The organism is Marinomonas sp. KMM3893 (assembly GCF_004352855.1).
In the GTDB taxonomy this organism is placed as follows: Bacteria; Pseudomonadota; Gammaproteobacteria; order Pseudomonadales; family Marinomonadaceae; genus Marinomonas; species Marinomonas arenicola.
This window is the reverse complement of the sequence record NZ_SJSC01000001.1, coordinates 645,453-665,060: the sequence shown is the minus strand read 5'-3', so window position 1 is coordinate 665,060 and position 19,608 is coordinate 645,453. Positions and strand designations below refer to the sequence as shown.

The 19,608-nt window shown below is 44.5% G+C and carries 20 protein-coding genes and 1 tRNA gene; 17 read left to right on the top strand and 4 right to left on the bottom strand.

The annotated features are described in order from the left end of the window. The first annotated feature begins 3 nt into the window (after positions 1-3). Both trpC and E0D71_RS03070 read left to right on the top strand, forming a co-directional pair. Complete coding sequence (gene trpC / locus E0D71_RS03075) at positions 4-816, top strand: indole-3-glycerol phosphate synthase TrpC (RefSeq protein ID WP_133001817.1); 813 nt, start codon at positions 4-6, stop codon at positions 814-816. Positions 817-837: 21 nt separating this feature from the next. After that, the gene (locus tag E0D71_RS03070; protein WP_133001816.1) at positions 838-1,245 is read left to right on the top strand and encodes an OsmC family protein; all 408 of its coding nucleotides are present in this window, start codon (positions 838-840) and stop codon (positions 1,243-1,245) included. Between the two features lie 50 nt (positions 1,246-1,295). Here E0D71_RS03070 and E0D71_RS03065 read toward each other — a convergent pair. From E0D71_RS03065 to flgA, 4 genes are all read right to left on the bottom strand, one after another. Beyond that, positions 1,296-1,371 (bottom strand) — tRNA-Arg (locus tag E0D71_RS03065). 85 nt (positions 1,372-1,456) lie between these two features. Beyond that, the gene (locus tag E0D71_RS03060) at positions 1,457-1,936 is read right to left on the bottom strand and encodes a flagellar protein FlgN (protein WP_133001815.1); all 480 of its coding nucleotides are present in this window, start codon (positions 1,934-1,936) and stop codon (positions 1,457-1,459) included. A gap of 34 nt (positions 1,937-1,970) precedes the next feature. Next, entirely contained in the window at positions 1,971-2,288 is a 318-nt protein-coding gene (gene flgM / locus E0D71_RS03055; protein WP_133001814.1) for a flagellar biosynthesis anti-sigma factor FlgM, read from the bottom strand. A 105-nt stretch (positions 2,289-2,393) separates the two neighbouring features. Then, positions 2,394-3,086 (bottom strand): flagellar basal body P-ring formation chaperone FlgA, encoded by a 693-nt coding sequence (flgA, locus tag E0D71_RS03050; protein WP_133001813.1) that lies wholly within the window; start codon positions 3,084-3,086, stop codon positions 2,394-2,396. 130 nt (positions 3,087-3,216) lie between these two features. Here flgA and E0D71_RS03045 point away from each other — a divergent pair, with 130 nt between their 5' ends. From E0D71_RS03045 to E0D71_RS02975, 15 genes are all read left to right on the top strand, one after another. Beyond that, complete coding sequence (locus E0D71_RS03045; RefSeq protein ID WP_133001812.1) at positions 3,217-4,146, top strand: chemotaxis protein CheV; 930 nt, start codon at positions 3,217-3,219, stop codon at positions 4,144-4,146. Between the two features lie 63 nt (positions 4,147-4,209). Further along, positions 4,210-5,046 (top strand): protein-glutamate O-methyltransferase CheR, encoded by an 837-nt coding sequence (locus tag E0D71_RS03040; protein WP_133001811.1) that lies wholly within the window; start codon positions 4,210-4,212, stop codon positions 5,044-5,046. A 205-nt stretch (positions 5,047-5,251) separates the two neighbouring features. Continuing rightward, positions 5,252-5,644, top strand: a complete 393-nt coding sequence (gene flgB, locus E0D71_RS03035) for a flagellar basal body rod protein FlgB (protein WP_133001810.1) — start codon at positions 5,252-5,254, stop codon at positions 5,642-5,644. 5 nt (positions 5,645-5,649) lie between these two features. After that, positions 5,650-6,099: a flagellar basal body rod protein FlgC gene (flgC, locus tag E0D71_RS03030; protein ID WP_133001809.1), complete on the top strand. Its 450-nt coding sequence runs from the start codon at positions 5,650-5,652 to the stop codon at positions 6,097-6,099. A gap of 9 nt (positions 6,100-6,108) precedes the next feature. Next, positions 6,109-6,822: a flagellar hook capping FlgD N-terminal domain-containing protein gene (locus E0D71_RS03025; protein WP_133001808.1), complete on the top strand. Its 714-nt coding sequence runs from the start codon at positions 6,109-6,111 to the stop codon at positions 6,820-6,822. A 12-nt stretch (positions 6,823-6,834) separates the two neighbouring features. Further along, on the top strand, positions 6,835-8,532 hold the full coding sequence (locus E0D71_RS03020; protein WP_133001807.1) for a flagellar hook-basal body complex protein: 1,698 nt from the start codon (positions 6,835-6,837) through the stop codon (positions 8,530-8,532). Positions 8,533-8,682: 150 nt separating this feature from the next. Next, positions 8,683-9,429 (top strand): flagellar basal-body rod protein FlgF, encoded by a 747-nt coding sequence (gene flgF / locus E0D71_RS03015; protein ID WP_133001806.1) that lies wholly within the window; start codon positions 8,683-8,685, stop codon positions 9,427-9,429. A gap of 73 nt (positions 9,430-9,502) precedes the next feature. Next, positions 9,503-10,288: a flagellar basal-body rod protein FlgG gene (flgG, locus tag E0D71_RS03010; protein WP_133001805.1), complete on the top strand. Its 786-nt coding sequence runs from the start codon at positions 9,503-9,505 to the stop codon at positions 10,286-10,288. A 15-nt stretch (positions 10,289-10,303) separates the two neighbouring features. Next, positions 10,304-11,161 (top strand): flagellar basal body L-ring protein FlgH, encoded by an 858-nt coding sequence (locus tag E0D71_RS03005; RefSeq protein WP_133001804.1) that lies wholly within the window; start codon positions 10,304-10,306, stop codon positions 11,159-11,161. Between the two features lie 98 nt (positions 11,162-11,259). Beyond that, on the top strand, positions 11,260-12,351 hold the full coding sequence (locus tag E0D71_RS03000; RefSeq protein WP_133001803.1) for a flagellar basal body P-ring protein FlgI: 1,092 nt from the start codon (positions 11,260-11,262) through the stop codon (positions 12,349-12,351). 8 nt (positions 12,352-12,359) lie between these two features. Beyond that, the gene (gene flgJ / locus E0D71_RS02995) at positions 12,360-13,352 is read left to right on the top strand and encodes a flagellar assembly peptidoglycan hydrolase FlgJ (RefSeq protein WP_133001802.1); all 993 of its coding nucleotides are present in this window, start codon (positions 12,360-12,362) and stop codon (positions 13,350-13,352) included. A 99-nt stretch (positions 13,353-13,451) separates the two neighbouring features. Then, complete coding sequence (gene flgK / locus E0D71_RS02990) at positions 13,452-15,428, top strand: flagellar hook-associated protein FlgK (RefSeq protein WP_133001801.1); 1,977 nt, start codon at positions 13,452-13,454, stop codon at positions 15,426-15,428. Positions 15,429-15,432: 4 nt separating this feature from the next. Next, positions 15,433-16,725 carry a flagellar hook-associated protein FlgL gene (gene flgL / locus E0D71_RS02985; RefSeq protein WP_133001800.1) on the top strand — a complete coding sequence of 431 codons (1,293 nt, stop codon included), beginning with the start codon at positions 15,433-15,435 and terminating at the stop codon, positions 16,723-16,725. Positions 16,726-16,749: 24 nt separating this feature from the next. Beyond that, a complete protein-coding gene (locus E0D71_RS02980; RefSeq protein ID WP_133001799.1) occupies positions 16,750-18,312 on the top strand; it encodes an HD domain-containing phosphohydrolase in 1,563 nt (520 codons plus the stop codon). Between the two features lie 208 nt (positions 18,313-18,520). Then, on the top strand, positions 18,521-19,408 hold the full coding sequence (locus E0D71_RS02975; RefSeq protein WP_133001798.1) for a flagellin: 888 nt from the start codon (positions 18,521-18,523) through the stop codon (positions 19,406-19,408). Positions 19,409-19,608 lie beyond the last annotated feature (200 nt).

The following is a 19,608-nucleotide window of genomic DNA, read 5'->3' as shown; positions in this document are numbered from 1 at the left end:
GTTATGCAAGTAGAAATTCCAACCATTTTAAGAAAAATTGTCGCGCGTAAGTTTGAAGAAATAGAGGCGCGTAAAGCCCAAACCTCTTATGCGAATTTGGAAGTGGCCGCTTCTGTCGCCAATGTTCATAATGCGACAAGAGGCTTTGCTCAGGCGCTGCGTAACAAGGTGGCAGCGGGTAACGCTGGGGTAATCGCAGAAGTAAAGAAAGCATCCCCTAGTAAAGGCGTTTTGCGAGAAAATTTTTCGCCAGCACAAATTGCTCGCTCTTATGAGCAGCATGGCGCTGCGTGTTTGTCTGTACTAACCGATCACGATTTTTTCATGGGCCATGAGGATTATCTGGTCGAGGCGCGTAATGCCTGCAAGTTGCCAGTGATTCGCAAAGATTTCATGGTCGATGAATATCAAATAATGGAATCTCGTGCGATTGGGGCGGATTGCATTCTTCTGATTGCGGCCTGTTTAGATGGTGCTCAACTGAAAGCGTTTGATTCCTTGGCGCGAGAGTTGGGGATGGATGTTTTGGTTGAGGTTCACAATCAGGCAGAATTGGAGCTTGCATTGGAGTATACCGAGACAGAATTGTTAGGCATTAACAATAGAGACTTGCATACCTTTGAATTAAGCCTAGATCATACTTTTGAGTTGATGAAAGGCGTTCCTGAAAATCGTCTAATTGTGACGGAAAGTGGTATTCATTCACGCGATGATGTGGCGCTAATGCGTCAAAACAATATACATGCCTTTTTGGTTGGTGAAGCCTTTATGAAAGCGCAAAATCCAGGTGAAAAATTGGCAGAGCTTTTTGATTAAGATTGTAAAGAAGGTTAGACGATGAAAACCGAAGTAACATGGCAAGAAGATGTGCATTTTACCGCACAAACAGGCTCAGGCTTTAGTATTGAAATAGATGGTAATCAACAAGCTGGCGCTCGCCCAATGGAGCTCTTATTGGCCGGCTTAGGTGGTTGCACCTCTTATGATGTGGTGAATATTCTTAAAAAATCTCGTCAAGATGTGGTCTCTTGTGTGGCTAAGATTGACGCGGATCGTGCGGATGCTGTTCCGTCCGTTTTTACTGAAATACGCGTTCATTTTGTAGTGACTGGGCGTAACCTCAAGGACAAGGTGGTAGAGCGCGCCGTTAAGCTATCGGCTGAAGAATATTGTTCTGCGTCTTTGATGCTTGAAAAAGGCGGTGTGAAGATTGTTCATAGCTTTGAGGTGATAGAAGCAGAATAACAGCACTTTCTGTGCGTTTAAAAAGAGCGGTAACGCTCTTTTTTTGTGTCTGGTGTCCCCTGCGAGATTCGAACTCACGTCTAAGACTTAGGAGGTCCTTGTTCTATCCGGCTGAACTAAGGGGACATTATCTTTCGATCTGAGATTTATACCTGATTTTGCACGCTAACTCAAATTCTGAAGCGGGAAATAATTGATTTGTATGAGTATTTTAGGCTCTTCCTAGCGTGTGTTTGCTGCTAATTGGGCGGGTGGCGCCTCTGGAAGTGTAGACTTTACTTTTGTCATTATGACCTTGCAGTAACTCAAAAAGGTGTTTGTTGCGCTTTTGCAAGGTGCTAAGAATGCGAGCATTACTTTGGTTCTTTGTTTTGCAGATTATGAGCAGGGCTTCGCAGTCTTCCATAAGTTGGCGGGTTTCATCCATTGAGCTGTCTTGCTCAGAAAGCCATACTTTGAAATCTTCTTCGGACGGTTTCTTGCGGTCAAGGATATTGAACTTAATGAGTAGATTGACTCTGCGCTCATTTAGCAAGTTCATTTCATCAAGGAGGGTGCTTTTTTCGGTGGCGATACTGACAATGGCTTCGCTGTTTAACTCACCAAATGCGACTCGTTCGCTATCAAGCAGAGAGGACAGCTGTTGCAGTATTTCTTTGCTTCTTAGAAAAACAGGAACGATGGGCAGCATAAGGCAAACCAATTAAGACTGTATTAGTAACAGTCTAGAATAATGAATCCATAGAAGCCATGTTGCTGGCAAGTTTTTGCGAGTCGATTTTGTAGTTTCCAGATGCAATGGCTTGTTTGATCTGATCTACTTTTTGCTGATCAATGTCAGAAAGGCCATTAATTTTGGATTCTTGATTTTGCAGTGTTTGAGCGGCGCCACTGAGCTTGACGGTATCTTCGGCCATAATGCCACCGCTGCTCGACGTGTTGGCGTCAACAGAAGCTTTCGATGTAGTGGAATCTTCTACAGGTGTACGGTTGTTTTTAGCAACGTTGCCCTGATTTGATATCCCTGTAAAATTTATTGCCATTGGGTTATTACCGCCTCGAATGATTTGCCTACTAGCTTTAACGGCTTTGAGTTGGAAAACTTTAGTAGAAAAAGCCGATATTTATACATCGCAATGAAACACTGCTTAGTAGTTTACAAGAACCTCACTGTCGGTTACAACTTTCGCGTATATAATTCGCCCAGAACTGGTGTTTTGTACGCGAATTTGTTGACCTTTAATACCATTCTCTAGTGCTTTGCCATTCATTTTTACGACGATATTGCCAGTTCTTGCTGTAATTAAGATGCGCTCGCCTTTTTTGATCAGCGTCGGCTGTTTCGTGACGTTGTCGGTGATGAACGCATTAATACGTAAGTTGCGAGAAGCAATTAATCCGTAAGGTGGGTGACTTTTAGTAAAAACTTGCCCTCTAAGACTTGTGATATCAACTTGGCCAATGTCTGTGTTTTGCTGGTTAATGGTCTGTCCGCGGTTGATCGGTGAGGTCGCTTTGATGGCAGAAATTAAGATGGTTTGGGTGACCGGCACAAAGGACTTCCATTCAGGCGATGTGCAGGATATCGCGTAGGTAGTGCGTTTTGACGCGTTAGGACGTTGGTTTTCTATTGTTATCTTGGTGTCTTGGCAATCTGGCAAGTAGCTCAGAGCGGCTTGATTATTGAGATCAATTTTAATGTCGGCATCGGGGTACACGCTTGCCAGTCTTGGAATCTCAACAAGATTAATATAGTTGTGAATTTGCTCGGTTACCGATAAAGCGAAGCTATAACTGGCTTGGAGGCAAGCAAAGGCTATTATTAGCCTTACTGACGACATAATTAACTCTCTTTGTTATTGTTAAGTTATTAGTAAAATAGGGATAATCCCTCTATTATGGCTTTATATTTTAATATTAATGAGTCTGACTTAATACTCACTTTACGTATACATATTTTAGGAGACATTTATGGCTAGTGTTCTCGATAGCGTTAACCAGCGTACCCAGCTAGTTGGGGAGAACCGCCTCGAATTACTGCTTTTTCGACTGAATGGAAAACAGATTTACGGGATCAATGTTTTTAAAGTAAAAGAAGTATTGCAGTGTCCTAAACTGACCGCTTTACCGCACAGCAACCCGGTTGTTAGGGGCGTGGCGCATATTCGTGGTGGCACCATCCCTATTTTAGACTTAGGGTTGGCAACAGGCGCGAGCCCAATGGAAAATATCGGGCAGTGCTTTGTCATTATTACTGAGTATAACCGTCGTATTCAGGGGTTCTTAGTGCGTGGTGTTGAGCGTATCGTGAACATGAATTGGAGTGATATACAACCACCTCCAAGAGGCTTGCTGAATGACAATTATCTTACTGCTGTCTGTCAAGTAGACAAAGAGATGGTTGAAATCATCGATGTGGAACAAATTTTGTCCGAGGTGGCGCCAACTCGTCAGGATATATCTGATGGGATCGTCAACGAAGGCGTGCAAAATAATGCTAAGAAACATCATATTCTTATTGTTGATGATTCGTCTGTTGCCCGTAAGCAGATCAAGCGTTGTATGGAACAAGTGGGTTTTGCAACCACAGTATTAAATGATGGGCGTGAAGCCTTAAACTATCTGCAAGGCATGGTGGCTGATGGTGCGGATGTGACGAAAGAATTTGCCATGGTTATTTCAGACATCGAAATGCCTGAGATGGATGGCTATACCTTGACCACGGCAATTCGAAATGACAGCCGTTTACAGGATTTGTTCATACTCCTTCATACTTCATTGAGCGGCGTTTTCAATGAGGCGATGGTGAAGAAGGTAGGAGCGGATGGGTTCTTAGCGAAATTTCAACCTGATGAATTAGCGCGCTTAGCGATTGAGACGGTTCAGGTTCAAGCGGATTGATACATTGTTATAATCGAGCCGTGTCTCGATGCGCTTTTATTGTCTGCTGCTTTAGGAGTTTTAATGCTCAGTAGTACAAATGCAATTACACCTAATGGTTATCTTAGGTTTAGAAATTTCCTACAAAAGGCTTGTGGTATTTCTCTTAGTGAGAATAAGCAATACCTTGTTGCTAGCCGGTTAGGAAAAACCCTTGAGAGGGAGAATTTTACTAAAATTGAGCAGCTGGTCGACGCGTTAGAGCGTGCCGGCAGTGCGAGGCTCAAAGAAGAAGTGATTAATGCTATGACGACTAACGAAACCTTGTGGTTTCGTGATTCTCACCCGTTTACTATTTTGAAGAATAAAGTGTTGCCAGAGATGACGGCCAGACCCCTTAAAATATGGTCCGCCGCGTCTTCTACTGGTCAAGAGCCTTACTCTATCAGTATGGTGATTGATGAGTTTAAGTCTCTCAGACCTGGCGTCTTAAAAGCAGGCGAGCGAATTGTAGCAACGGATATTTGTACGAATATTTTGCAGCACGCTAAGCAAGGGGAATACGACAGTTTGGCCATTGCTCGTGGTCTCGGTGCGGATTTGCAGCACAAGTATTTTGATAAAGTCGATGTGTCTACTTGGAAAATAAAACCGCATTTAAGTGCTCGAGTCGATTTTAGGTATTTAAACCTGATTGAGCCATTTTCGTCACTAGGCAAATTTGACATTATTTTTTGCCGTAATGTGCTGATTTATTTTAATGGGGAACTTAAGTTGGATATTTTGAAGCGCATGCACGCTTCGCTTAATCCTGGCGGCTATTTGTTTCTTGGTGGCTCTGAGGCGTTAAGTGGCTTGTCCTCTCTGTTTGAGATTGTGCAATGTCATCCAGGCATAGTGTATAGAGCTAAGTCGCTTTAAAACAAGATTGTACAGATTAAAAGCCCGTACTTTGGTAGCACCAAGGTACGGGCTTTTTTTGTTGCTGTCTGTTTGAGAGGACTTGCCGATTTTTGCCGGATATAAGGTGTTGATTTTTAACTCATTGAATAATAAAGGTTTTTTATTTGGCACCGATATTGCTTAAAGAATGTTAGGTTTTAAGTATTTGTTGTTAGGAGGTGGTGTGGCCATATCATTTAATCAAGCGTTTGCAGGGCATGACAAGATGCTGGAGTTTAGAAGTGCGAGAGCTTCTGTCTTGGCGAATAATATTGCCAATGCTGATACGCCGAATTATAAGGCTAGAGACATCACCTTCGGCTCTATGTTTGACGAAGCGAAAAATAAGCTGCGCTTAGCCAGTGACGACGATCAACATATACAAGGCAGTAGCGCTGCCGATGACGATAGTGGGCTCTTCTACCGGAATCCAAGCCAGCCTTCTTTAGATGGTAATACAGTAGACATGCAGCGTGAGCAGGCGGAGTACGCACAAAACTCCATGCGCTTTGATACCAGCTTTATGTTTTTGGACAGAAAAATTAGCGGCCTGAAAAAAGCCCTTACAGGGAATTAATAGCCATGTCTTTGAGTAATATTTTTACCATTTCTGGGTCTGCAATGAGCGCTCAAACGATTCGTTTGAACACCATTGCAAGTAATATGGCCAACGTGGATAGCGTGGCAAGTTCTGCTGATCAGACCTATCGGGCGCGTAAGCCTGTGTTCTCTCAGATGATGAATGACGAGATGCAAAAGAGTGGCTGGAATGGTGCTGGTGTTGATGACACAGGGGCAGGTGTTGGGGTTAAGGTTGATGGCATTGTCGAGTCTGATGCGCCTTTAAAGCCTCGTTACGAGCCAGATAATCCAATGGCTAATGAAGAAGGGTATGTCTACTACCCTAATGTAAATCCCATTGAAGAAATGGCCGATATGATGTCTGCCTCTCGATCTTTTCAAACCAATGTGGAAATTATGAATTCGGCGAAAAGCATGATGCAGAAGATGCTTACGCTAGGTCAGTCATAGAGGTGAGATATGGCAAATATATCTGAAAACAATGGCTTAAAGAGCCTGATATCTCAATACGGCACGGACGGCGCAAAATCGAAAGCGGGCATAGAAAAGCCGGAAGAGGTGGCGAAGAAAGACGCCACTGGCGGTCTTGCGGATAAAAACGTCTTTTTGAAACTTTATATTGAGCAATTGAAAGGGCAAGACCCAACAGCGCCCCAAGATACCAATGATATGGTGTCTCAGATGTCTCAATTTAGCTCATTGGAAAAGCTGTCTAGTATTTCGGATCAGCTTAAGAATATGACCACTTCGCTGACGTCAAATCAGGCTGTGGGGGCTTCTAGCTTAGTTGGCAAGTCGCTCATGATGAAGGCAGATAAAACCACGGTTACAGACTCACAAGAAGATGTGGCATTAAAAACAGTGCTGCCAGAGGGTGCTAAGTCGGCAACGTTAAAAATTTACGACGCCAATAATCAACTGGTGCGCACTGCTAAGCTTGATAGTGGGCAGTATGATTGGGATAAGAAAGACGACGCCGGAAATGTTTTGCCGCCTGGCGAATATCGTTTTGCCGCCTCGATCGTGAATGACAAAGGCGAGGTGTCTGCTTTATCGACTCAGCTGCCAAGCCGGATTCAAGGGGTCACGATCAATGGTCCAGACGGTACGGTTTTGAACGTGGAAAATCACGGTAAGGTCAAACTAACAAACGAATTGGAAATATTAGGATAACTGGAGCGTAATATGGGGTTCAATACAGCATTATCGGGTATTAAAGCGTCTGCTGACTACTTAAGCGTGACAGGTAACAATATTGCCAACGCAGACACAACAGGCTTTAAAAAATCGCGCATCGAATTTAATGACCTTTACAACAGTAATGTGTTGGGAGCAGGCAGCAGTAACGTTATTGGTTCAGGTGTTAGCGTTGCTAGCGTTTCACAAGAATTTTCATCCGGTAACCTTGCTTATACCGACAACAATTTAGATTTGGCGGTAGATGGGACAGGCTTTTTTGTACTGGACGCTGGGGCTGGAACTCAGGCCTATACTCGCGCTGGTGAATTTAAATTGAATGCGGATGGTAACTTGGTTACGAATGCGGGTTCTAAAGTGCAGGGTTATAATGCGGTCGATGGCATCATTGGCGGTAACTTAGAGGATATGGTTGTACCCACTGCCCGTATTCCACCTAAGGCGACGTCATCGGTTGAGTTGAAAGTGAACTTGAACTCTGAAGGGGAAGATGTTCCTCCTTATATCCGTGCTGATTTTGATCCTGCCAATCCGGACACTTACGATTATACGCAAACGCAAACCGTTGCAGATGGTAATGGCAATAACCACCTTATTAGCTACTACTACGCTAAAAGTAAAATGCCCAATACGTACGAGGTGTATGCCACGGTTGATGGTAAGTCGACAGACGATACTGGCGCGCCTTTTATGCAGCCAACCTATGCGACATTTAATGGCGCAGAGGCATCGGATTATAATGGTGATGGCGTGGATGAGCCGCCATTCTCACTCTTGTATAGCGGTGCCGCTGAACCAACGGTGACGGACATTGCGAATTTGACGAAGAACCCAATCGCAGCAGGCGGTACTTTGAATGGGGTCGCCATTGCTGGCACGTTGGATCCAACGCTAGTGCGTACACCAGATAATATTGCGCGTCCAGCATTCGATCCAAAAGACCCATCTTCTTACAGTTATGGCAACACCAAAAATGTTTACGATGCGCTAGGTGAGACTCATACCTTGGGTTATTACTTTATTCAGCAAGGTGAAGATAATACCTATGAATTGCGAGCGACGGTGGATGGTAAAGAGTCTTATATTGACCCGACCACAGGCGAAGACAAACGCTACCTTGATAAAGACACAGTAGTGACCTTTGATCCAGCGGGTAATTTGTCGGGCGCTTATAAAGGAATTCCACCTTTTGGTTCTTCTCAGCCTGTTCAGTTGCAAATTCAAGGCTTTGACCCGACCAACCGAAATTCAATTATTCCTGTGGATTTAACAGGTTCAACTCAGTTTGCTCTGGATAGCACAGATGAATTGAAACAGGACGGTTTTTCAGCGGGTGAGTTGCAAGGGGTGTCTTTTGATGAAGACGGTAACCTTATTGCGACTTACACCAACCAACAAACGGCAACACTTGGCCAGTTGGCCTTGGCAACCTTTGATAATACCGACGGTTTGGTGCCAGATGGTGATACGGCTTGGGTGGCAGGGAAAGATTCTGGTCCGGCAAGTATTGGTCGGCCAAACAGTGGAACACTGGGCAGTGTTCAGGGTGGCGCGCTTGAAGAGTCAAATGTGGATTTGACCTCTGAATTGGTGGCTTTGATAGAGGCACAGCGTAACTATCAAGCCAACTCTAAGACATTAGAGACCGAAAACACGGTCACGCAGACGATTATTAACCTGCGTTAGGTTCACTGAGAACGTTAAAAAAAGCCGTAACACGAACTGTGTTACGGCTTTTTTTTGTCCAATTTTTACTTATTTTTTAATTTCTTACGAGTTGGTACAGTTTTTGATAGTAACTCTAGGATAGAGAGTTGTTATTGAGGGGGAAGGGGAATGGATAGAGCGTTATATCTTGCAATGAGTGGTGGGGTTCAAACCATGAACGCCCAGACAATACATGCCAATAATTTGGCTAATGTTAATACCACAGGCTTTCGAGCAGATTTTGAGCAAGCTAGATCCATGCAGGTAAATGGCGACTACTACCCTAGTCGTGTCTATGCTATGACCGAAAACCCTGCTACTCGATACTCTCAAGGTGACATGATTCAGACCGGAAGAAATCTGGATGTGGCGGTCAAAGGAAAAGGTTTTATTTCCGTTTATGACAGTGAAGGCCAAGAAGCTTATACCCGTGCTGGAGATTTACAGATCAATGCAGGTGGGCAACTGGTGACTGGCAGAGGATTACCGGTAGTCGGAAATAACGGGCCTATTTTTTTACCGCCTTTACAAAGTCTTACTATCACTTCTGATGGCTCTATTTCTATTGTTCCTCAAGGTGGCGCTGCGAATGAAGTGGCGGTCATTGATCAGATTAAACTGGTTAACCCAGACACTGACTCAATTCGCAAAGGCGAAGATGGCTTGATCCATTCAAAAACGCCAGGTCAGGTTCTCGACATAGATCCAAATATTCAGCTAGCCTCGGGTTTTATTGAGGGTAGTAATGTGAATGCGGTTGAAGAAATGACGCACATTATGGATCTTTCTCGCCGTTTCGAAATGAGCATAAAAATGATGGACACGATTCGTGAAGACAGTGCCGCATCAGCAAGAATTTTACAGCGTAACGCTTAATTCAAGTCGTTCGTTTTATGTGTTTTCTGTTATCAGTATTTAACGTTTTAGTATTTATAAAAAAGAGGCTTCTATGAATTCAGCGCTTTGGGTAAGTAAAACAGGTTTGAGCGCCATGGATAAACAGCTAAATGTTGTTGCCAACAACTTGGCTAACGTATCCACAACGGCGTTTAAAAAGGACCGTGCTGTCTTCGAAGACCTAATGTATAAAACGGTTCGTGCGCCAGGTGGTCTTAGTGCGCAAAATGCCGAGCTGCCATCGGGCTTGCAGTTAGGTACCGGTGTTAAAGTCGGTGCTACCCAGAAAGATTTTTCTGATGGTGATTTTAATGTTACCGACCGAAAACTGGATGTGGCCATTCAAGGAAAAGGCTTTCTGCAAGTCGTGCAGCCAGATGGCACTATGGCGTATACGCGAAACGGCAGCTTGCAATTAAACAGCGATGGTAACTTGGTGACTTCTAATGGCTTGTTAATCGACCCAGGTATTCAGATTGACCCAGACGTTACTGAGATCGATATTGCCCAGGATGGCGTTGTGTCTGTGAAAAAAGCAGGCCAAACCGACATGCAGCAGGTCGGCGCGATTAACTTGGCTGGTTTTGTCAATCCGACAGGCTTGGATTCCATCGGTGCGAATTTATACACAGAAACCAATGCCAGCGGTCCTGCGATTGTTGGGGCGCCAGGGACAGATTCTCTGGGGACTCTAGGGCAAGGTATGCTGGAAGCTTCCAATGTAAATTCAATCGAAGAGTTGGTGAACATGATTACGACGCAAAGAGCGTATGAAATGAACTCTAAAGTGATTGCATCTGCAGATGGTATGATGAGCTTTGCAATACAACAGCTCTAGGATTGGTGCACGGATATGAATATCAAATTAGCATTTTTAGTGCTGCTCACAACCTGCTTAAGTGGTTGTTTGTCATGGAATATTGATCAGCAAGAAGTGGCTAATGCCGCTGCTGCTGGCGCGGGTGCAGCAGCGGTTAACGCTGTGGCTGATGCGGTAACAGATGACGGTGAAGCAGCCGATGCTGAAGACAAGGAACCGGAAAAAGAAGCGCCTCGTAAAGGCTATGTTCCTGATCCTACAAACCCTATGTCAGGTCCAAAAGTGACGGAACATATTCAGTCGGACGATCCCGCTTATGCACCGGTTTACCCTGATGGCATTGAACCGCCTCAGGCGCCTACTGGAGGCATTTATAAAGCCAGTATGGGCGATGTGTTTTTTGGCGACCAAACCGCCAATAAAGTAGGGGATATACTTACTATTAACCTTAATGAGAGCACGACATCCACTAAGGCGAATACGGCCGCCATATCAAAAACGGCGTCCGCTACGATTCCAGATCCCAAAGTGCTAGGCCAAACATTGAACATGGACACTGATGTGCCGGCACAAACGACAAACTTTTCAGGCAACGCATCCGCGGATCAAAATAACAGTTTAGCTGGCACCATTACGGTTACGGTATATCGAGTTTACCCGAACGGATTGTTGGCGGTTCGTGGTGAAAAATGGCTTAAGTTAAACCAGGGTAATGAGTACTTACGCTTCACTGGTGTGGTAAGAAAAAGAGATATCTCCCCAGATAATACCGTCGAGTCTGGGCGTGTTGCTGATGCTCGAATTACTTACTCTGGCACTGGGGAAGTGGCCGCAGGAAGCGAGCAAGGATGGGTGAGCCGGTTATTAAATTCTAGAGAAATGCCGAATTAACAGGGCAACTGATTTAACCGGTTAGCTAATGCCATTGGGCACTTATTTAATTAGCGAAATAGCGCTTGAGGCCAGAGGTCTCAACAAGGGTGATAGACATGAAGTATGTAGCATTAATCTTGACGGCCTTCCTCTCTTTTGGGGTGTTTGCTGAGCGTTTAAAAGACATAGCCAGTGTGCAAGGCGTGCGAGATAACCAATTGTTCGGGTATGGTTTGGTGATTGGTTTGAATGGTACTGGAGACAGTACGCCTTTTACGAACCAGAGTTTTGCAAGCATGTTGTCACGCTTTGGCGTGACGCTACCAGCCGGTGTGACAGCAACCTCTAAAAACGTCGCCGCGGTGTCTTTAACCGCCACCTTGCCGCCTTTTTCAAAGCCGGGTCAAAAAATTGATATTACGGCGTCATCGATTGGTAATGCAGCGTCTTTACGTGGCGGAACACTTTTACTGTCGACGCTGAAAGGGGCCGATGGGCAGGTGTATGCGGTTGCTCAAGGAAATCTTGTCGTGGGTGGTTTAGGTGTTGACGGTGCGGATGGCTCACGTTCTTCACTGAGTATCCCAACGGTTGGCTTGATTCCAAACGGCGCCAGTGTTGAGCGTTCTGTTCCCAACAGTTTTGTGAATGGCGATACGCTTACCTTTAATCTCAATCGTCCTGATTTTACCACGGCCAAACAAGTCACAGATAAAATCAATGGCTTGTTAGGGCCTGGTGTGGCGAAAACCCTAGACGCTACATCGATTCGAGTTACGGCGCCACGAGACTCCAGTCAGCGTGTCACTTTCTTGTCTATTTTAGAGAATTTGGATGTCAAGGTTGGCGAGGAGAGAGCGCGCATCGTTATTAATTCCCGTACTGGGACGATTGTGATTGGTCAGCATGTGAAAGTCTCTCCGGCGGCGATTACTCACGGCAGCTTAACCGTTACGATAAAACAGGCGCCACCAGTGCCAGGCCAAGATGGCACCTTGACGGGAGGGGAGACCATATTGTCGCCTCGTAATAACAATGTCCAAGTGGATAAAAACAGTGGGCATATGTTTGTTTTTAATCCAGGAACCTCGCTGAATGATATTGTTCGAGCTGTGAATCAGGTCGGTGCGGCACCGGGTGATGTGATGGCTATTTTGGAAGGCCTGAAAGAAGCCGGCGCGATCAACGCTGATTTTGTTGTGATATAGGTGGCACTATGAATTCTGTTTCTTCTCAAGATTTCTTTGGTAACTTTTCTGCGCTGTCTGATTTGAAGACAAAAGCGCAGAAAGACCCTGAGACAGCGTTAAAAGAGGTGGCTCAAAAGTTTGAAGCCATCTTTATTAATATGCTGCTGAAAAACATGAGAGCCGGTAATGAGTCTATTGGTAGTGGCCTTTTTTCCAGTGCGCAAACCAAACAATATCAGGACATGATGGACTCTCAGATGTCTCAAACTCTCGCTAAAACGGGAGGCATTGGCATTTCAGACGCTCTGATTAGGCAATATGAAGGCAAGGGTAGTGTGTCTGCTCCATCTCATGATGACACGAGTTTATTACATCGTGTATCCCAGCAAGACTTGGTTCGAGTGCAGGCATTGGCGCACAAAGCATCAACGGAATTTGTACAGGCTGTGCAAAAAGAAGTGGCGGAGAAAGCGTCAATTGATTCGGCGAAAAGTAATTTAGCCGGCGTAGCGGCAAGCGATGTCACTAAGCCTTCTGCCCAGTCTGTGGCGTTTGATTCACCAGAGTCATTTGTTAAGGCTTTGTGGCCTCATGCACAACAAGCCGCAGAGAAACTGGGGGTGAACCCTAAGGCCATCTTAGCGCAAGCAGCGTTAGAGACCGGCTGGGGAAAATACCCAATTGCGAAAGAAGATGGCAGTGCCAGTTTTAACCTTTTTGGGATTAAGGCAGACAGTCGCTGGCAAGGGGATCGAGCTGTCGTAAATACCTTAGAGTATCGGGATGGTATCGCGAAGCGAGAAAAAGCGGCGTTTCGTGCTTACGATTCATTTTCTCAAAGCTTTAATGATTATGCTGATTTTTTGAGCGCCAGTGATCGTTATAAGGATGCCTTGGAATCGGGTGATGATGCGTCTAATTTTGCCGCATCATTGCAGAAAGGGGGATACGCAACGGATCCCAAGTACTCGGATAAAATTAATCATATTCTGTCCAGTAAGTGGTTTGAGTCCCTATAGTCACGGCTGGTGTGATTTTCACGGTTTGGTAAAGTTCTTGCGGTGCTTGCCGATAGTTTATTAAGCAAAATGCTTTTTCATGTTCTAGAGGTGTGAGCGATGGGCTCTGGTTTATATTCAATTGGTTTGTCGGGATTACAGAGCAGTAGTGCTCGTATTAACACGACAGGTCAAAACACAGCCAATGTGGATACTGAGGGCTATAGTCGTCAGAAAACCACCACAGTTAGCTCGCCAACGGGCGCGGTTAGGATTCAAGACACCTCACGAATAGTTGACAAGTTTGTTAACGATCAGGTGCGCTCAGACACGTCTACTCATTCTTATTACGATACATACCATTCTATGATGTCGGCTTCAGACGGCCTTTTGGGTGAAAACAGTGTCTCATTAAATAACTATCTCGATAAGGCGTTTAAATCTCTGCATGAGGTCAATAATGACCCGACGTCCTCTTCTCTTCGAGAGCTTGCCCATTCAAACTTAAAAGGTCTTACCGAGCACTATCACACCTTATCTAAGTTGGTTGGAGAGCAAAAAACAATTGCGGATAAGCAAACGCAGACGTCGTTGGGTGAGCTGAACAATCTGACCTCTCAAGTGGCTCACATGAACAGTCAAATTTTGCAGGAAGAAACGGGTTCCACATCCCCTGCGAATGAATTGAGAGACCAGCAAGAGCTGTTGGCTAAAAAGATATCTAATTACGTCAATGTAAAAGTTCAATATGCGGACAATGGTGTGATGACCATTCACCTTGGTAGTGGTCAGCCACTGGTTATGGATCAAAATGCGACCGTATTGAAAGCCATCCCCGATCCTAATAATCCAAGCCAGAAGAAGCTGTTTATTGATTTTGGTAAATACGACGTGGCGGCGAAGACCGAGCATCTAGGTGGCTCCATTGGGGCTTTGATGGACTACCAATCAGAGTTCGCAGAGAAAAGTGATCGAGAATTAGGTCTGAATGCAATTTCTATTGCCGATGCAATGAACAAACAAAACACCTTGGGATTAGATGCCAGTGGTGCGTTCGGTAAGGACTTATTTAAAATTGGCGACATCAAGGTTTATGGTGACTCTGCCAACAAAGGCGAGGCCGATAACATTGCCGTGCATGTTGCTGACGGTCAGTCAGCAAATCTGGCGCTTGGAAATTATGAACTGTCTAAAACGGATACCAATCAATTTACGGTGAAAGTATTCGACTTGGATGGGAAGCTGAGTCAGAGGTCTGCTGTATTAGACCTCAATTCAGCGCAACCAGATAAAAATGGAAACTATCAAATAGATGCGTTGGGAATCAGCGTGCATCTAGGTGATTTAAAAGATTACGAGTTACATGATACCTACCGTTTTTCACCCACTGATGGGGCGGCTTCAGGGGTGAGTTTGTCGGCCAAGAATGGTGACGACATTGCACTGAGCGCGCCATTGGGTGTTAAGACGAATCCCAATAATTTGTCGGATGCAAATTTAAGTGTCACTTCGGTTACGAATACTGATCCGAGTAATTCGGCGTTTTCGATGAATGGCGAGCTATACCCGGTGGCGCCCCATAGTATTTATTTTACATCAGACAATGCCTATGAAGTGCGAGATGGACAAGGCAATGTGCTTGCTTCAGTGAATGATGCACAAGACTTCAACGACTTGTTGGGCAAAGCAGGGTTGGCTGAAGAGGCTGGTTTTGATGTTTCTGTGTCGTCTGCCCCTAAAGCCGGTGATGAATTTAGCATGAGCATGGGAGACCTGGGGCCTGCAGATAACTTTAATGGCTTACGTTTGGCCGATTTGCAAAACCAGTCGTTGGTGTCTGGAAAAACAACGTTGGCGGAATCTTTTTCTGATTTGGTTACTTCGGTTGGTAGTAAAAGTGCCGCTTTAGAAACCAATAGACAGTCTAGTGAAGTGGTGATGAATCAGAGTGTTGCGAGACGTGATGAAGTTTCCAGTGTCAGCTTAGATGAAGAAGCTGTGAACTTATTGAAGTATCAGCAATCTTATTCAGCTGCTGCCCAAGTTATTACCGCAGCGAGAACAACCTTCGATGCGTTGTTAGGGGCTGTGAGGTAAGTTTATGAGAGTCACAAATAACCTAATTTATGGTCAATCCAGCCAGGCGATTTCAAAAGCAAATGATCGCTATATGGACATTCAGAATAAAATTTCTGAGCAGACAAGTATCGTCAAACCCAGTGACAATCCAGTTGGCACTGGGCAGGTATTGCAATATGAAAACAGTACCAGCCAGCTTAAACAGTACGATGGCAATATGAAAATGGCGAAAAGTCACCTTGAGTACGAAGAAGTGGCTTTAGACAGTTTAAATGGCCTTCTTGATGATGCTAGAACCTTGTTCATACAAGCTGAGAATACGGCAAACACTCAAGATGACTTAAATGCTATTACTGAGCAGGTTTCCAAAATGGTTGATTCCATGGCGGACTTAATGAATTCAAAAAGCGCTGATGGCAGTTATATTTTTGCTGGCACAGACATTAAGAGTCCAGCGTTTACTTTGAGACCGGATGGTCGTTATGACTGGACAGGCAATGAAGGTCAAAAGTTTGCTCAGATTTCAGAAAATAGAAAAATCCCGATCAATGACACCGGCAAACAGCTTTTTCAAGATGTGTGGACGCGCAATAACTTCACTGCGACCCTGTTGGCGGGAAATGTATCCTTGAGTGCCAAGGTGCATGATGAAGGGGATTTTGATAATTTCCTGAGCAAAAATTACAGCGCTACAAGTGGCGTGGCGAATAACTTTGTATTGACGACGGTACCGCTAGGTGGGGCGGATGCTCAAGCAGCGAATGCTGAGTTGCCTCCACAAGACGGTTCAAAAGTGCCTTTTTACGGAGGACCTCCAGGGCAATATTCGTTAACAGATTCTGCGGGTAATGTTGTCTCTTCTGGCGTGTATGAGCCGAATCAACCCTTGATCATTAATGGCATGTCGTTTGTTATCAAAGGGGCGCCGGGGGCGGCAATTGAAGTCTCTTTGAATCCACCTAAACGTGACAATGTATTGAACCAGTTGAACGATGCGATTGCTGTTTTACGTGATAAAACAGCCACGCCCGATGAAAAAGAAGCGGCTTTTCATGATGCTCAAGTGAGCGTTGTTAATACTCAGACTTCAATCGGAGAAGGTCGCTCTGCCGTCGGCTCTCGCTTAAATACATTGACTGAACGAGGCGACTTTAGTTCGGCCAATCAATTATCAAATATCATGGCCCAAGATAGGGTCGCTGGGCTAGATATGGGTTCTGCAGCAACGGAGTTGTCGATGGCAGAATCCGCACTTACCTCTTCCCAAAAGCTTTTTTCACGAGTCAGTAATCTGTCTTTGTTTAATAAAATTTGATTTTAAAACTCAAGGTGATCAGAAATGTCTTCATTTCAGATAGAGTCATGCTTTGGGGCTGAAATCGGTGCTGGATATTTTGATATCGATGAAATACTCGATATTTTCAAAATAAAAAATGCAGTTGTTAACCATAAACGTGCTAAAAAACTAATTCTTGAACATGGACGTAAAGAACGCATTGTTAGTGTGGTTCTACGACAGTTGGCGCTCGATGAAGTACGCCCTGTTCTTGAAGGAAAAATGCTTCCTTTTGATCCTTATTTTAATGACGATCAGTTGTTAAACAGTCGACAGGATCGATTATACGATGCCCAAGAGCGCTTCCTTATGTTGTGTTTTTCTATTGCAACGGGCAAGTCAGTTCGAAGTCTTAAAAAACTGCATGAGGGGTTGTCGTCTAAAGAATGGCGAGATAGATCGATAAAAGGCGGGAATTTATTTCGCTATTTTCGACAAGAGCTCAACGATAATACACGTGAATATATTTTGTCTTATAAGGCGAGGTTAGAGTCTATCGAGCCTGACCAAGACATTAGAAAACGTGTTATTAATATTCCCTCTACCACGCTAGAGCCAGAAGTAAATATTCCGTCTCATGCGACTAAGCCTGTGCTTATTGAGGATGACGTTGCAGAGAGAGCTAAGCTCGAACCGACGGCGTTTAATGATGAAGTATTAACCGCGCTTCGATTGTTTGAAGATGGTCACCTGTTACTGCTTGAGCAGGTGGAGCGCTTTAAACAAGGCGATCGGCTGGATATGGGGAGCCTAAAGCAGTTTTGTACTCGTCTTATTGAGTCTTATACAAGAAATCCACACGCCTTAATGGCCATAAGGCACATTAAAGATTCCTCAGCGTACATTGCACAGCATGCTATGGGAATGGCGGTGTTGGGTGTTCATTTTGCGAGAGCCATGAAGCTGTCAGAGTCTTATGTTGATGTTATTGCATTGGGCGCGCTGCTGTTTGATTTAGGGCGTTTTCGCTTGCCAACCCCGATGGTGAATAAAACCACTAAGATGACGGCTGGCGAATTTGATTTGTTTCGTAAACACATTCAGTTAGGCGAGCAAATCATTAGGCGCTCCGATAATATCTCTAAGGTGATTTATCATATGTTGCTGGACCACCATGAACGAGTGGATGGTGCTGGGTATCCGAAAGGTAAGCAGGGCGAAGAGATTTCAATCTATGGCAAGATCGCGGCCATCATTGATGCTTACGATGCTTTGACATCAGAGCAGGTTCATCAAAAGTCAATGGGACCGGCCCAGGCAAGGCGACAACTTATTAAAGAAGCGGGGTTGGCATTTGATAAGCGTTTGCTGGCCGTCTTTCTGAAAAATATTGGTCGCATCCCCGTCGGCTCGTGTGTGTCTTTGTCTAATAGACGAATTGGCTTTGTGCTGACTCTCAGCCATGATTTTCAGCCTGCGCTGGTGCGACAAGTTTACAGTGTGAATAATAAAGCGTTTATCGCCTCTACCGACATTGACCTGTCTAAGCCAGGAACAAGCGTTAAGGTAGAAGGTGAAGTGGACGCTCAAAAATTTGGCTTGCAGTTCATTAAACATCTTGTTTGATGGCTGCGTTAGGTCGTTGATAACCATCTCCTTTCTTTGTGTTTCTCTTTTGTACCTTAGCTTTAGTAAATAAATCTTAAAAAAGATTAAAAAAAAGTTAAAGGTACAAAGGCGCTTGCCGATAAATAAATCATACAGGCAAACAACCAAATAACTAATTAAATCAAACGGTTGTTTTCCAAGATTTTAATGTTTAGGAGAGAAACAAATGGCTTTATATGTAAATACAAACACGTCTTCCTTGAATGCTCAGCGTCAGTTGATGCAGTCTGGAAAAACTCTAGATACCGCTTTTCAGCGTTTGTCTTCTGGTCAGCGAATCAATAGTGCCGCAGATGATGCAGCAGGTTTGCAAATCAGTGACCGATTAACCTCTCAGGTTAATGGCTTGAACCAATCAGTACGAAATGCCAACGATGGTATCTCCCTTGCACAAACAGCAGAAGGGGCGCTAGACGAAACAACCAACATGTTGCAACGTATGCGTACCTTGTCTATCCAGTCTGCAAACGGATCCAATACCGACAAAGATCGTTCAGCTCTTCAGCAAGAAATGTCTCAATTGTCGAAAGAAATTAACCGAGTGGCTGATACAACCACATTTGGTGGACGTAATTTGTTGGACGGTACTTACGCCGGTGTGTTCCAAGTAGGTGCTGATGCGAACCAAACGATCAGTTTTACAATGGAGTCTGGTGGTAGCGCTAACTCAATCGATTTTGCAGGAAACGGTGGTTTTACCATGTCTGGCTTGTCTGCAGGGTCTTTAACGCCTCAAGTCTCTGTGTCGACCGCTTCTGTATCTAGTATGACCAATGCACAAAGCATGATTTCTGTTTTGGATACCATGATTTCTGCAGTTGATACAAAACGAGCAGAACTGGGTGCGGTACAAAACCGATTCAGCTCTACGATCAACAACTTGAGCAATATTACAGAAAATGTTGCTGCGGCTCGTTCTCGAATTAAAGACGCAGATTTCGCGGAAGAAACCGCGTCACTAACCAGTGCGCAAATTCTTCAGCAAGCGAGCAGCAGTATGCTTGCACAAGCCAATAAACGTCCGCAAACGGCATTGTCTTTATTGGGTAACTAATCAGATCCATTAGAGCGGTACGTTTGTGCCGCTTATTTTATTGTTTCGGATTTGCTTTCGAAGCAAGGTGGCTTCTCTCTCCTAGAAGCCGCTTTTAGCCAGGTGAGAATTCTGTCATCTGGTTTTTTTATGTCTAAATTTTACCCAGATTAGACATTTAACTAAATGTTTATAAACAAAATAAACATGATGTTTTTCAA